17 protein-coding genes are annotated in these 14,615 nt (G+C 37.0%); 12 read left to right on the top strand and 5 right to left on the bottom strand.

The genetic code is table 11. The features are described 5' to 3' along the window. Positions 1-48: 48 nt before the first annotated feature. Together KKD45_04925 and KKD45_04920 are read left to right on the top strand one after the other, a co-directional pair. Positions 49-984 carry a membrane dipeptidase gene (locus KKD45_04925; protein MBU4309833.1) on the top strand — a complete coding sequence of 312 codons (936 nt, stop codon included), beginning with the start codon at positions 49-51 and terminating at the stop codon, positions 982-984. Further along, positions 968-1,690 (top strand): amino acid racemase, encoded by a 723-nt coding sequence (locus KKD45_04920; protein MBU4309832.1) that lies wholly within the window; start codon positions 968-970, stop codon positions 1,688-1,690. Before KKD45_04925 ends, KKD45_04920 begins: the two co-directional genes overlap by 17 nt. Before the next feature lie 70 nt (positions 1,691-1,760). On the opposite strand, the gene KKD45_04915 is transcribed toward KKD45_04920, so the two are convergent. Both KKD45_04915 and KKD45_04910 read right to left on the bottom strand, forming a co-directional pair. After that, positions 1,761-2,333, bottom strand: coding sequence for a threonylcarbamoyl-AMP synthase (locus KKD45_04915; GenBank protein MBU4309831.1), 573 nt, complete (start codon positions 2,331-2,333; stop codon positions 1,761-1,763). 79 nt (positions 2,334-2,412) lie between these two features. Beyond that, positions 2,413-3,102: a hypothetical protein gene (locus tag KKD45_04910; GenBank protein MBU4309830.1), complete on the bottom strand. Its 690-nt coding sequence runs from the start codon at positions 3,100-3,102 to the stop codon at positions 2,413-2,415. Positions 3,103-3,299: 197 nt separating this feature from the next. On the opposite strand from KKD45_04910, the gene KKD45_04905 reads away from it, so the two are divergent. The 5 genes from KKD45_04905 (at position 3,300) to KKD45_04885 (ending at position 8,429) form a co-directional block, all read left to right on the top strand. Continuing rightward, positions 3,300-4,547, top strand: a complete 1,248-nt coding sequence (locus KKD45_04905) for a prolyl-tRNA synthetase (GenBank protein ID MBU4309829.1) — start codon at positions 3,300-3,302, stop codon at positions 4,545-4,547. Between the two features lie 74 nt (positions 4,548-4,621). Next, on the top strand, positions 4,622-5,512 hold the full coding sequence (locus KKD45_04900; GenBank protein MBU4309828.1) for a branched-chain amino acid transaminase: 891 nt from the start codon (positions 4,622-4,624) through the stop codon (positions 5,510-5,512). 14 nt (positions 5,513-5,526) lie between these two features. Beyond that, positions 5,527-6,369, top strand: coding sequence for an ACT domain-containing protein (locus KKD45_04895; GenBank protein MBU4309827.1), 843 nt, complete (start codon positions 5,527-5,529; stop codon positions 6,367-6,369). A 187-nt stretch (positions 6,370-6,556) separates the two neighbouring features. Beyond that, positions 6,557-6,895, top strand: coding sequence for a hypothetical protein (locus KKD45_04890; protein ID MBU4309826.1), 339 nt, complete (start codon positions 6,557-6,559; stop codon positions 6,893-6,895). Between the two features lie 148 nt (positions 6,896-7,043). Then, positions 7,044-8,429: a saccharopine dehydrogenase NADP-binding domain-containing protein gene (locus KKD45_04885; protein ID MBU4309825.1), complete on the top strand. Its 1,386-nt coding sequence runs from the start codon at positions 7,044-7,046 to the stop codon at positions 8,427-8,429. Positions 8,430-8,574: 145 nt separating this feature from the next. Here the strand turns inward: KKD45_04885 and KKD45_04880 are convergent, their stop codons facing one another. Then, positions 8,575-8,784, bottom strand: coding sequence for a hypothetical protein (locus KKD45_04880; GenBank protein MBU4309824.1), 210 nt, complete (start codon positions 8,782-8,784; stop codon positions 8,575-8,577). Positions 8,785-8,806: 22 nt separating this feature from the next. On the opposite strand from KKD45_04880, the gene KKD45_04875 reads away from it, so the two are divergent. From KKD45_04875 to KKD45_04855, 5 genes are all read left to right on the top strand, one after another. Continuing rightward, positions 8,807-10,255, top strand: a complete 1,449-nt coding sequence (locus KKD45_04875) for a HAMP domain-containing histidine kinase (protein ID MBU4309823.1) — start codon at positions 8,807-8,809, stop codon at positions 10,253-10,255. A 37-nt stretch (positions 10,256-10,292) separates the two neighbouring features. Beyond that, positions 10,293-10,664 carry a response regulator gene (locus tag KKD45_04870; GenBank protein MBU4309822.1) on the top strand — a complete coding sequence of 124 codons (372 nt, stop codon included), beginning with the start codon at positions 10,293-10,295 and terminating at the stop codon, positions 10,662-10,664. A 24-nt stretch (positions 10,665-10,688) separates the two neighbouring features. Continuing rightward, positions 10,689-11,258, top strand: coding sequence for a hypothetical protein (locus KKD45_04865; protein MBU4309821.1), 570 nt, complete (start codon positions 10,689-10,691; stop codon positions 11,256-11,258). A gap of 145 nt (positions 11,259-11,403) precedes the next feature. After that, a complete protein-coding gene (locus KKD45_04860) occupies positions 11,404-12,744 on the top strand; it encodes a glycoside hydrolase family 1 protein (GenBank protein ID MBU4309820.1) in 1,341 nt (446 codons plus the stop codon). A gap of 62 nt (positions 12,745-12,806) precedes the next feature. Then, positions 12,807-13,775, top strand: a complete 969-nt coding sequence (locus KKD45_04855; protein MBU4309819.1) for an EamA family transporter — start codon at positions 12,807-12,809, stop codon at positions 13,773-13,775. Between the two features lie 67 nt (positions 13,776-13,842). On the opposite strand, the gene KKD45_04850 is transcribed toward KKD45_04855, so the two are convergent. Both KKD45_04850 and KKD45_04845 read right to left on the bottom strand, forming a co-directional pair. Further along, positions 13,843-14,232, bottom strand: a complete 390-nt coding sequence (locus KKD45_04850; GenBank protein MBU4309818.1) for a hypothetical protein — start codon at positions 14,230-14,232, stop codon at positions 13,843-13,845. A gap of 7 nt (positions 14,233-14,239) precedes the next feature. Further along, positions 14,240-14,614, bottom strand: coding sequence for a pilin (locus KKD45_04845; protein MBU4309817.1), 375 nt, complete (start codon positions 14,612-14,614; stop codon positions 14,240-14,242). Position 14,615 lies beyond the last annotated feature (1 nt).

The following is a 14,615-nucleotide window of genomic DNA, read 5'->3' as shown; positions in this document are numbered from 1 at the left end:
TGCCAAAAACAGCAGCTCAAATCTTTTACTTATTATTAATTTAAATATATGAATTTACAAGTATTTGATGCTCACCAGGACTTACTGTGGTATGAGCAAAACAAAAAAGAGGACGAGGTTTTACAAACTGGATTTCAGGTGATTAATGATTCAGCTGTTAAGCTAGTGGTCGCTTCGGTTTTTATTGATAGTGAAAATAAGACTAATGAAGAATTGATAGAGATGGTGAGAGCAGAGTTGAACGAATACCAAAGATTGGCTCAGGAAAACAAAATGATTATCGTGAGGGGTAAAAAGGATTTGACTACGTTATTGGAATCTGAACAGCATGGACTACTCTTGCACATTGAGGGTTTAGATTTTTTAACGCCAGAGAATGAGAATTGTTTAACAGAATTTTACGAGCTAGGATTGCGGTCAGTAGGATTGGTCTGGGGAAAAAGAAATGCTATTATGGCGAGTGCTAATAATGAGGGTGGATTGAGTGACTTTGGGCGAAAGTTGATTAAAAAAATAAATAAACTCGGAATCATAATTGATTTGGCACATGCCAATGAGGCAAGCTTTTATGATGTTATGGCGATAAGTGAGAAACCGGTAATGGTGTCGCACGGAAATGCATACAATATTTGTCCAGGTGCTAGAAATTTCAAAGATGAACAAATTTCTTTGTTGGATAAAAAGCATGGCGTAATTGGAATATTTTTTTCTAAAAAATATTTGGCCACAAACTCGAGGGCAAGTCTGGAAGACGCCTTTAGGCAAGCAGAATATTTGTACAAATTAGCGCCTAACGCGGTTATGATCGGTAGTGATTTTGGAGGTATTACTACCGGCACCCCCGTTGACTTAGAGGGCATTGATAAATATCCTGATTTATTTGATAAGATTGAAGAAAAATTAGGCACAAAGGCAAAGGATAAAATTGCCTATGAAAACTTTAAAACATTTTTAGAAAAACATTTCTATGAATCAAGTGATTGATAAAAATTTTACACTGGGCATTCTTGGCGGCATGGGACCGTTGGCTGGTGTTGAGTTACAGAGAAAAATTATTAAATTTTCTCCGGCTCAAAAAGACCAGGATCATATCAAAATGGTTTGTTTTACCAACCCGCACATTAATGATCGAACAGCCTGTCTCGAAAGCGGCGAGGACTTTAGTTTATCAATTGCTACCTCGTTAAATCAGTTAAAAAATTTTGGTGCCGCAATTGGCGTTATTGCGTGCAATACTGCGCATGCCCAAATCGAGGCAATAGAAAATCAGTCGACTTTACCACTTGTTAATCTTGTGGAAGAAACAGTAAATTACTTGTCGGTATGTCTCCCGGATGTAAAGAAAATTGGCCTCCTGGCCACCGACGGCACAATCAAATCAGGCGTGTATCGCAAGTATTTTGAGAAGTATAATTTTGAGGAAATCTTGCCAGACAAAGAAACTCAGGAAGTGGTTACGGAATTAATTTATAGTAGCACCGGCCTGAAGTCAGGATTTGTGGAAACAAAAATAAATGCTTATGTGTTAAATGCTTTGGTTGAACGTTTGTTAGATAAAGGGGCGGATATGGTTATTCTGGGTTGCACAGAATTATCTTTATTAAATATTGATAATAACAAAACTGTTGATCCGTTAATTATTGTTGCTAAAAAAATAATTAAACTCGCTTATCATCTTGACGTAGAGTGATATGCGCATGAACTAATTGTTGTGAAAAAAAAGTGCGACTGCATTAATTTTACAACAAGTGAAAATAATTTTATCGCAATACTCTCTCTTCACCACGTAAATCAATAATCGTACTAGCCTTACCGCTCAATGACGTTTCGTCGTCAATGACATAATCAACTTGCGCTAATATTTTTTCCGGAATCTCGCTTATTTTCAAAGCTGATGCTTGTCCGGAGAGATTTACTGAGGTGGTGACGAAGGGGACTTTGGCTTGCTGGATTAATTCAGTAAACCAACAATCGGGAATTCTAACACCAAGGCTGTCTTGACCGTTATTTACCTTTTCGTAAATAGCGGTTTTGTTTTTTAAGTTCACGACAAACGAATAAGCACCAGGGAGTTTTTGTTTTAGGGTTGAATAATTCTCTTTGGTAAGCACGCAATTAGTTTTAAGCCATTGCCAAGAAGGTGCAATGATGAGCATGGGCTTGGCGTTGCGATTTTTGATTTGGAAAATTCTCTCTACGCCGTTTTGATTTGTGGCATCAATGCCGAGGCCGAACAATGTATCGGTCGGATAAATAAAAACTTTGCCGTTTTTTATTTCGTCAATGTAAAAATCTTTGTTTTCTAGGATGTCTTTTCTGGTGAGTAAAATCATGTGACTATTGTAGCAGAATAAATAGATAAATCAATAATAAAAAAACCAGGTCTTTATATCTAGACCTGGCTTGGTTGATTCATGATTGAATTATGCTTAAGGCATGGCTGATGTCAGTCCCCAAGTTTTTGTGAGTTTTGTTTTCTAATGCTTTTTTGAGTATATCTTCAATTTCAGATTTTTCCCAATCTTCGTAGGCACCACCATAAACCTTCGCGGCTATATAACGATAATAATATGGGCTATTTAATGATAGTAGCGGATTGGCGATGGCTTGTAGAAATTCTTTTCCGTCAATGTGCATATAGCAATAAAGCTTATTGATCCAGGCATGCTCGCGAATTTCTTTTTTGTCAGAATGAGACAAGGCGACATCGCACCATTTGATACAATCTTCGTAGCTCTTGATTTTTCTGAGTGCTTCAGCATAAGTCGGTAGGGCGTCAATAGGTATGTTACCTGGGTCAAGCCTTTCAACAATATGCTTTTCCTTTCTGGCTAAAAAATAAATATTAATTAAAGTTCCGTAGGTATAGCGATCTGCGATTAGTCCACTTCGTTTAATTCGCAAGAAAATTCGCCAAGCTTCACTGGTATCTTTTTGACAACATAAGAGTTGGTTATAGAGAAATAGATTATTCGGCCACTCAATAATGGCGGCACGCAAAAGAATGTCCGCTTCTTTAATTAATTTAAAGTTTCTTAACTCCTTGGCTCTGCGCGAAACTTGTCTGGCATTATCGTATGTGCGTCTTTTAAATTTAAGCATGATATTTCTCCATATAGAGATTGGATAATTTTTATTAAATTGTTAAAGTTCGATATTATAAGTTACGATTTATTTTGTTTTTTGTCAAATGTTTATAAATATTTTTGTTTTTATTGGTTGTGGTTGGGGATTGACAAATGGCATAATTTCTTGGTAAAATTAGCTTATAATTTAAAGATAATTAAATTTCAAATAATATGAAACAGTCACACTTATTTACCAAGACAAGAAGAGAGGCGCCAAAGGATGAGGTGAGCAAGAATGCCCAATTATTAATTCGTGGTGGTTTTGTGAACAAGGAGTTAGCCGGCGCTTATGCTTATTTGCCATTAGGGATTAAAGTAATTAATAAGATTTCAAATATTATTCGTGAGGAAATGGATGCGGCTGGTGGACAGGAATTAACTATGACGGCCTTGCAAGAAAAAGAAATTTGGGAAAAGACGAATCGTTGGAGCGATGATGTTGTTGATAATTGGTTCAAGACAAAATTGAAAAATGGCACAGAATTAGGACTGGGTTTTACGCATGAAGAGGCAATAACAAGAATGATGAAAAATCATACTAGTTCTTACAAGGATTTGCCGGTTTATCCATATCAAATCCAAACAAAATTTCGCAATGAGTCACGTGCAAAATCAGGCTTGATGCGCGGTCGTGAATTCTTGATGAAGGATTTGTATTCTTTTTCTCGCAGTCACGAAGAACACGAATTGTTTTACGAAAAAATGAAAGATGTTTACATGCGCGTTTTTGATCGCTTGGGTATGGGTGATAAGACTTACATCACAATTTCTTCCGGTGGTTCATTTTCAAAATATTCTTACGAATTCCAAACTCTTTCTGAGGCAGGTGAAGATGTCGTGTATATTATTGATGAAGAAAAAAGAATCGCCATTAACAAAGATGATTTTAATGAAGAGGTGTTGAAAGACTTTGGCGTAACTTTGAAACAGGAAGAATTGGTGGGGCACAAATCAATCGAGGTTGGTGACATTTATAATTTGGGACACAGATTTTCCGAAGCCTTTAATCTCACTTATAAAAATGAAGAAGGAAAAGAAGAATTGGTGGTCATGGGTTCATATGGCATGAGTCCGTCGAGATTGATGGGTGCGATTGTGGAGTTGAATAATGACGACAAAGGCATTATGTGGCCAGAAGCAGTCTCACCATTTGCCGTGCACTTGATTAGTTTAGGTAAGAATGAAGAAGCCGAAGCACTTTACAATGAATTGCGAAGAAATAATATCGAAGTACTCTATGATGATCGTGATGCCATGGCGGGAGAAAAATTTGCCGACGCAGACTTGATCGGAATTAGCGCACGTTTTATTATCAGTAATAAGTCTTTAGCTGCTGGTGGTGGGGAATTCTCTCATCGTGCAACGAAAGAAAGTGAAATAATTCCATTGGATCAATTGGCGCAGAAATTGAAGAAATAAATTTAGAAAAAGTAAGATGAAAAGCCAATTGTAAAGACTGCAATTGGCTTTTTTTAAAATTAAATATCAATTATATGTTTATTTGGCTAAATGGAAAATTTATTGATTCGTCAAAGGCAACTGTGCCGATTTTGAATCACAGCCTTCATTATGGCTCCGCCGTTTTTGAGGGTATTCGTTGTTATGACACCGCAGATGGTCCAGCCATCTTTCGATTAAAGGATCATATTGATCGACTTTTTTATTCCGCGAAAACTATAGGCATGGAAGTTCCATATTCAAAGGGGGATATTTTGGAAGCGACCAAAGTTTTGATTAAAAAAAATAAACTCAAGGAGTGTTATATTCGGCCGATAATTTTCTACGGAGAAAAGATGGGTCTTTTGCCGGTTGGCGCACCAGTTCATTTCGCGATTGCGGCCTGGTCATGGGGAAAGTATTTGGAAAAGGATAGTGTGTCAATAAAGATTTCTCCATATGTCAGGATTCATCCGCAGTCAAGTGTGATGGGAGCTAAGATTTCCGGCCATTATTCTAATTCGATAATCGCCGCGTTGGATGCAAAAAAATCTGGTTTTGATGAGGCTTTGCTTTTGGACTACAAGGGAAATATTGCTGAAGGCCCCGGGGAAAATATTTTTTTTGTAAAAGGCAAAAAAGTATTTACACCTAAGCGAGATAGCATCTTGCCAGGCTTGACTCGCGATAGCGTTATCCGCATTTTAAAAGATAAGAAATTTGCAGTGGTTGAAAAAAATATTCGGCCAGCGGAAATAAAGAATTTTGAAGAGGCTTTCTTTACTGGAACAGCCGTAGAAATAAACGCAATTGGAAAGATAGATAATAAATTGATTGGAAAGGGAAATATTGGTACCGTTGCTAAAGATATCAAAGAAAGCTATGCAGATATTGTCAGAGGAAAAATCCCTAAATATCGCAAATGGCTAGATTTTATTAATGTTTAACTTCTTTAAGAATTATGAAAGAAAATGAATCAGTGCTTGAGACGGAGGTGGCCAAAATTTCTTGTCTAGGCCCAGTTGGGACATATTCATATTTAGCCGCGCGAGAGATTTTTTCAAAAACAGGAACTTTCATAATGGCACCCACGATAAAAAAAGTTTTTGATAATGTTGAAAATGAAATGGTTGATTTTGCGGTTGTGCCGGCGGAAAATTCGATTGCAGGTGTAGTCCAGGAAACGATTGATTCTTTACTGGATTATCCTCTTAATGTGGTTGGATCTTATATTAAGGAAATACATCATTGCTTAGCAGCACGAGTTGATGATGTGTTATTGATAAAACAGGTTAAGTCGCACGTTCAGCCACTTAGTCAATGCAAGGAGTGGTTGAGTGCTAATTTGCCAGAGGCGATTCTTGCGTCTGAATCAAGTTCAGTTGAGGCAATTGTTTCTACAACCGATCCGGAAGTGGCTTTTATCGCCGATGAAACAACAGCTAAGAAACATGGGTTGAAGATTTTGGCGAGAAATATCCAGGACTATAAGGATAATTATACCGAGTTTTATGTTTTGTCAAAAAATGAAAAAAACAATCTAGTTAAAAATTTAAAACAAGAAAATACTTTAATGATTATTGCTTCTCGTGATCGTCTAGGCTTATTAAGTGATGTGCTTAATGTTCTCACCAGGAGAAAATTAAACCTAGTTAAGTTACATTCTCGGAAAAGAATAGACAAGGGCTGGGATTATTATTTTTTTCTTGAAATTGAATCTTTGCCGAGCGACCCGAATTTCATCAAGGCAAAAAAGGAGATAGAAGAATATTGCTCCTTGGTCCGAATTCTCGGAGTGGTGTAAATTATCCCTAAAATACCAGAAATAGGCATTTCTTCATGTTTTATATTTTTATTCCCTAAATTATGCAATTTTTTGTTTAATATTAGTTATATAAATATATACCTATTGACAATTTTCTTTATTTATGCTATTATAGAAATTATCGAATAGTTCTTTACAGTAATCCCAATCATATAAGGAGAGGACAATGCTATTAAATTCACTGAATTGTATTCATTATTTTTGGTGGTTGGTTATTTCTGCCTTGTTCTTTGCAGTAGGCGAGTTTCTGTCAAAGAAATTTGCTCTTTCACCGAGCTGGATTTATGTAGGCTTGATACTCGTCGCCTATGGGCTTGGCGCAATGGCCTGGTTGCCAGCAATGCTCCAAAAAAACAACTTAGCCATTGTTGGCGCTATTTGGTCGGTTATGAGTCTTGCGGCCACAGTTTCTATCGGCGTATTAGTTTTTGGAGAAAGTCTCAGTGCTGCCAATGTGGGTGGAATAATTGCTGCCTTTGTTGCAGTATTCCTGCTGTCAATTTAAATGCATTGACGCGTACAGTCATCGCCATACGAATTTATTCGTATGGCGATTTTTTTGTTTGCTTAAATTCATATTTAATTATATAATAATAGCAAGAAGTGTGTTAAATATTGTATTGAAATTAATTAATAAATTTTTTTGAAAAGAAATGATATTTACAAATCGTTTAGTTATTCTTGGGTTTGGATCTATTGGACAAGGAGTGCTTCCCTTAATTTTGCGCCATATAGAAATAAATCCTGATCAAATTACAATTATTACGGGTGACAAGCGAGGAGAAAAAATTGCTAAGAAGTATGGGGTCAATTTTTTTGTCAATCCTCTTACGAAGGATAATTATAAATCAGTTTTGAAGCCATTCTTAAAGAAGGGCGATGTTCTGCTGCATCTCGCCGTTGATGTTTCAAGTAATGATATTATTGATTTTTGTCAACAAAAAAAAGTAATCTATCTCGATACATGTACGGAGGTGTGGAGTAATTCTGCTAGCAACGTAAACGAACATTTAAACTATACTCTTCGTGAAGGTGCCCTAAATCTTAAAAAAAAATATGGTGCACATAGCACGACAGCGGTCATTACTCTTGGGGCGAATCCTGGATTGGTTTCATGCTTTGTTAAAGAAGCACTTGTTCAAATTGCTCGTGATACGGGCGTGCTTGAGTCGATTCCTGTGTCACGAGAGGGATGGGCAATGTTGGCTAAAACACTTAATATCAAATCAATTCATATTGCCGAGGAAGATACACAGGTTTGTATTTCTCCAAAAAATCATGGTGAATTTGTAAATTCATGGTCGGTAGACAGTTTTATTGTTGAAAGCTTGCAAATGCCAGAATTGGGATGGGGTAGTCATGAAAAATATTTTCCTACAGATGGAGAGCGATTTACTTTTGGATGTAAGGCTGCTATTAGCCTTAAGCGCAAAGGAATGTCAACTCTTGTTCGCACATGGACACCTCTTGGTGGCAATCAAGTTGGATTTCTAATCACACATAATGAATCTATATCCATTGCTGATTATTTAACGATAGGAAGTGGAGATAATCCTGAATATCGCCCCACTGTACATTTTGCTTATACTCCATGTGATGATGCTAGGCGTTCTTTGCAGGAATTTGATGTTCGTGGCTGGAAGCAGCAAGATAAGCAACGAGTAATTATTGGGGATGTGGTTGAAGGTGTAGATGAGCTCGGGGTACTTTTGATGGGTCATAAAAAACAATCTTATTGGTACGGATCTCGGCTTTCAATAAAAGATGCGCGTAAACTAGCACCAAATAACAATGCAACGTCATTACAGGTATCTGCTGGAGTTCTTGCTGGTATGATCTGGGCAATAAAAAATCCAAATTGCGGAATTGTCGAACCAGAAGAAATTCCCCATGAAGAAATTTTAAGCATTGCGAAGCCATATCTTGGGATAATGATTGGTGAATATAGTGATTGGACACCGCTACAAGGGCGTATTAAGCATTTTGCCGAAGATGTTGATGAGAATGATCCGTGGCAATTTAAAAATTTTTTATTTTAATTTTTAAAATTTATAATATTTTAGTATAAAAATTAATATCACAAGCAAGTCATATGTATTGTTCAGATGAATTATCAATATTAATATTTAGTACATTGAAATTTGGATTATTTTCCCAAAATGTTCCAGTTCTTATTTACTATTCTCATTTTACGGCAATAATAACATCTTTGTTTTTGAGTATTTTTGTATTGTTAAAAACCAGGAAATCACTCCCAGCTATTATTCTTGTTGTGTTATCTTTTTTATTTTCCCTTTGGTCTGTGATAGATATACTTATCTGGACGCAAATAGATTCTAAATTGATCATGTTTTTATGGTCGTTTTGGTTTTTATTTTTAACTACTATTTTCATACTTAGTTTTTATTTTCTATATGTGTTTATCAAAAAAAAGGATGTGTCATTTTTTTGGAAAATGTTGTGGTTGATTGTGACTTTACCAGTGTTTTTCCTCTTATCAACACGATTTAATCTCAAAAATTTTGATTTGACTAATTGCAACGCGATGGAGGGTGAAATAATGATAAATTATGTGTATATTTTATCAGCGGCGGTGGTCACCAGCATTTTGTATTTTTCCATATCTGAATATAAAAAATCTGATAGTCTAAAGAAAGGTGAAATTTTGTATGTATCAATCGGCATGGGGTTGTTTCTTTTTTCCTTTTCTATTGCTACATATATAGCGAGTATTGAAAATTTGTTTAATGGCTCAGTGGATGTTTTTAAAATTGAGCAATATGGCTATTTTGGTATGTCTGTTTTTATGGGATTTTTAGCGTACCTCATCGTTAAATATAAAGCTTTCAATATTAAACTTTTGACAGCGCAGGCCTTGGTTGTTAGTATTATCATTCTTATCGCCTCGCAGTTCGCCTTTATTCAGTTACCAATTAATCGAATTCTAACCGGAATTACTTTATTTGCTGCGATTGTTCTTGGTTGGCAATTAATTCAATCGGTTAAAAAAGAGGTAGAACAAAGAGAGGAATTGGAAATTGTAAACAAAGAATTAGATAGATTAGACAAAGCGAAGAATGAGTTTATAAATATTGCCTCACACCAACTGCGAACACCGATTACGGTAATCAAAGGCGTGGTGTCGATGATTCAGCAGGGGGATATGGATAAGTTACCTCAGGAGACAAAGACGAAGTTTTTTGATGGAGCGATGGTGAAGTGTAATAAGCTGGAGGAGATTATTAATGATATTTTAAATGCGACTTCGCTGTCGAATAGTAAATTTAATGTAATGGATAAGCAGGCGGAGGATATTGAGGTGAAGAAGTTTTTTGAAACGATGATTGAAGGTTTCAAAGTAGAAACCTTGGGTCGAAATATTGATTTGAGTATTGGTTCTTTGGATGAGACCGTGCCGATTATTCAGGGACAGAGTCGATATCTGGAAGAAGCGTTTACTAATCTTATTACCAATGCGATCAAATATACACCATCATCCAAAGCAACTGCAGAAATACGGCAAACGCGCGAGGGTGATAATGCCAAGATTACTATCAATAGCAAACGCGATGGCGATAATGTTATTTTCTCGGTCAAGGACAACGGTATCGGTATTCCAGCCGAAGAAATTCCACACTTATTCCAAAAATTCTTCCGAGCTAAGAATGCGACCGCAATGTATGTCGATGGTACCGGTCTAGGCTTATTTATTATCAAGGAAATCGCTCAAGGTCATGGTGGTGATGTTTGGGCAGAGAGTGAAATCGGCAAAGGCACTGAATTCTTTATCAAATTACCAATCAAACAAATCGGCAAGGTGGATGTAAAGAAATTCATTGAAGCGCAGGCGAATTTGAAGATGTAGGGTTGATTATTTATTACTAATTACAAATTTTACCAATATGAACAAGGTTTTAATCATTGAAGATGAACAGGAACAGTTGATGATTTTTCAAACTGTTTTAGACATGAGAGGTTTGTCGACTAGGGTGGCTTCGACGAGCGCAGAGGTGATAATAGCGTTGGCTGACGATAAGCCCGATTTGATTCTTTCTGATATCATGTTGAAGGGCGAAAATGGCTTGGATATTATTGAAAAAATAAAAAATGATGAGGGAATGAGGGATGTTCCAGTTTTTGTTTTTACCAATACTAATAAAAAAGATTTTCGTGACCGGGCTAATGAATTAGGGGTAGTTGAATATATTATCAAATCAGAGACTGTGCCCCATGAATTAGCGGAGAAGATAAAAGCTTTTTTGGGCGTGAAATAAAAAATTTATAATTAAACTAAATAAATGGATAAGAAATCAAAAATATTTTTCATAATATTCGGATTACTGATAGTCGGTTCGGTGGCCGTGACTTATTGGCGGATAATGATTAAAAAAGACTATATTATTGAAGCCCAGACAGACTGTGATCCAACGACTGAGCAATGTTTTGTTTGGGAGTGCGACCCAGAGTCAATGGAGGAGGGCGAGGCCTGCACGGGTGATGCTGATGCGGATATTTGGTATTACAAGATTGTGAAACGCAATGCTAGTCGAATCCCTCTTTGTGACCCGGCCGATGAGGATTGTGACGCCTTGGTTTGTGGTGAGTCTGAGCCGGAATGCGAAGAAATTCTTTGTAATGAAGATAATAAAGAAGATCAGGAAGTGGAATGTAATAATCCTGAAGAGTACGTGGTAGCAAATCCAGAGACTGAGGAGGAGGTTGAATGTGCCGAGGGCGATGTTTGTCCGATTGATGAAGCAGGAGATGATACTACGGAACTTAGTGATGAGGCTGCAGTCTGTGACGTTGACGCTGAGACCTGTGCCGTAGATGCTCCAGAAGAAGTTGACGGTGAAGTGATACAATAATGTCATCAAAATATTGATAATTTTAAAAAACTGATAATCTTATTATCAGTTTTTTGTTTATTTTTGGTGAAAATATCAAAGTTTTTGTTTTATTTGTATTTTTTCGGTATAATAAGAGTAAGCTTTGATTAAAATTTTAAAAATTATGCCCGAAGAAGATAAAGTAATACCGTCTGTAAAAGTTGAGACGGACAAGGAGGAAAAAATAGAAACAAGCTCTCAGTTAAGTAACCAGGTTGATGATCGTTTGTTATCGATTCCTGCTGGTGTGTCTGGGGAATTTCAATTTCCTGAGGGTTTTTTGTGGGGGACATCGACTAGTTCCTATCAGATTGAGGGCGGTGTAACCAATGATTGGAGTGAGTGGGAGTCATCTGAGAAGAGAAAGACATTTTTAGAAAGTAAAAAATTAAAAAAAGAGGATTATAGTTGCGGATCCGCTTGTAATTTTTGGACTCATTATGGCGATGACTTTGACTTGGCCAAGAACTTGAACACCAATGCAATTCGTTTTGGTATTGAGTGGGCGCGAATTGAGACTGAAAACGATGTTTGGGACGTAGAAGCGGTGAAGAAATATCGAGAGATTTTTGAACAAGCACGTCTTAGGGGTTTTAGAATTGTTTTGACAATCTGGCATTGGACCAATCCGACTTGGTTTGCCGCTGAGGGTGGTTGGGCTGGTAAGAATGCGGTTATGTATTTTGATCGCTATAGCGCCTTTGTGGTGAAAGAGTTTGGCGGCTATATTGATTACTGGGTAACTTTGAATGAGCCAATGGTGCATATTGCCAATGGTTACTTGTCTGGCAAGTTTCCGCCGAATCGGCATAATATTTTCAAGGCCAGAAAAGCCTTTAATAATCTGGTTAAAGGTCATAAGCGTGCCTATAAAAATATTCACTTATTATTTCCGAAAGCCAAGGTTGGCATTACAGGTTTGATAAATGATTTTGAGCCAGCTTTAAAATGGGGCCCTTTGAATAATTTACTAGCTAAAGTCTTTCATTATTTTTGGAATCATCGTTTTTTGAAACGCATTAAGAAGTATATGGATTACGTCGGCTTGGATTATTATTTCCATGATCGAATCATTTGTTATCCACCCTTCAAGAAAAATAAAAATGAACGCATGACCGATATGGGTTGGGAGATTTATCCAAAGGGGATTTATAATGTGTTGAAATATTTGCGACGTTTTCGCAAGCCAATTATTGTAATGGAAAACGGCCTGGCTGACGAACATGATAAATATCGTGCTGCCTTTATAAAAGAGCACCTATATTGGGTACATCGCGCCATTCAAGAAGGAATCGATGTGCGTGGTTATTTCCACTGGTCATTGTTGGATAATTTTGAATGGGCAGACGGTTTTGGACCAAAGTTCGGTTTGTATACTGTTGATCGAAAAACATTTGAACGAAAAATAAAACCGAGCGCGTTTGTTTATAAGAGAATTTGTGAAGAAAATAAGCTTACTCTGTAAAAAATATTTATTAATTACCTCTCCTGGATAGGAGAGGGCAGGGCGAGGGAGAAACAACGTTTATGTGGTTAATCATTGCAGTAATTTCATATCTCATCAATGCCGGTGTTTATGTGGCGGATAAGTTTTTGTTGTCCAAAAAAATTCACTCGTCGATTTCTTATGCTTTTTTTGTTGGCATTTGGAGTATTTTTAACTTCATTATTTTGCCACTGGATTTTTGGCTTCCAAATTTGCAGGAGCTGGGCTTGGATATTCTAGCTGGCGTTCTTTTTTTAGTTACTTTAATTTTTTGGTATAAAGCCCTTCATCAATCTGAGGCTACTCGAGTAGTGCCAATCGTGGGGGCACTGGTGCCGGTTTTTAGTTTTATCTTGTCCTTTATTTTTTTAGGTCAATCGCTATCGGAGCGAGAATTATTAGCTTTTTTGATTTTGATTGGCGGTGGTCTTTTAATTTCAATTAAACAAACAAAGTTTTATTTGTTTAGGCAAGTTCGGGAACGGGTACGGTTTGTGTTTGGTGATATTTTGGGCGGTATTCACGCGGCTTATCGTCCGACGCAGCGCTTGATTCTAAATTCTGTTACCTCGGCATTATTTTTTGCCGCCTATTACGTTTTGATAAAGTATATTTATATGCACCAGCCCTTTGTTGGCGCCTTTGTCTGGTCGCGACTGGGTAGTTTTATTGCCTCTGTATCCATTCTGTTAATTCCAGCTTGGCGTCATTCGATTAAAGAAAGTCGCAGTGATAGTGGCGGTCAATCAGGTAATCTTTTTTTCTTTTTTTCTGTTCGCCTTTTAGCTGCTTTCGCGTTTATTATGTTGAATTGGGCGATTAGCAAGGGCAATGTCGCTTTGATTAATTCTTTACAAGGCGTACAATATGTTTTCTTAATTCTGCTGGTGCTCTTTATTTCCGCCAAGTATCCCAAAGTCAGCGAAGAGGAATTGGGCGGTGGAGTCTTAATTCAAAAAGTGATTGGCGCGACTTTGGTGAGTGCAGGCTTGTATATGTTGATCACGTAAGATATTTTTTAGATATTAAAAAAGACGATTATTATAATCGTCTTTTTTTGTTTGAGTGGCTATATTGTTAACGTATTTGGTCTATTTGGTTGAAAATAAAGGCGGTAAGCGCATAGGCGGCAACCATAACGGCTAAGCCGATAACAGCTCTTGTAATGCTATTCTTGGCTTCTTCAACGTCGTCTTTTTTGCCATTAGCCATCATCCATTTGTAGCCGGCATGAAGGACAAGTATTAAGAAAACAATACCCATGATGCTAAAAAAAGATTTAATCACAGTGCCCAAGACTGAGCCGACTTGTAAATTTTTATCAAAACCAGCACCGTAACTAAGCGCATCTGTCTGTTTACGAATTTCAGTGGAAGCAGTTTTATTTATTATTTCCGTAGCACTTGCTGCTTGCGCAAAGATGAAGATGAATACGGGGGTAATTATTTTTTCAAAACGTGAATACATATTTTTGTTAAACTGGAAGTAGTTTGTTAGAGATTAAATTCCAAATGGCAAATGAGCCAATGATGATAATTAGGCCGATTACAGCTCGATTAATAGTGCTTTTAGCTTTTTTAATTTCTCCGTCGTCTCCTTGTGCCATCATCCATTTGTAGCCGGCGTAGATTATTAGAATAACAAAGATGATGCCCAGGATACTTAAAAAAAGATTGATGCCAATGCCGATATTTTCGGCCATAGCAGTATCAGTTCCTTCGCCCTCTGCAAAACTAGTTTTTTCTCTGAGTTTTCCTAGGTTGCCGAGTGGAGCAGTTATTGCAAAGGCAATATTGACGAATGATAGTGACATGAAAAGTGATACCAGTGTGATTTTTATTTTTTTCATA

It is taken from the genome of Patescibacteria group bacterium (assembly GCA_018897195.1).
GTDB lineage: Bacteria > Patescibacteriota > Patescibacteriia > Patescibacteriales > UBA12075 > JAHILH01.
This window is presented reverse-complemented; position numbering and strand designations above follow the sequence as displayed.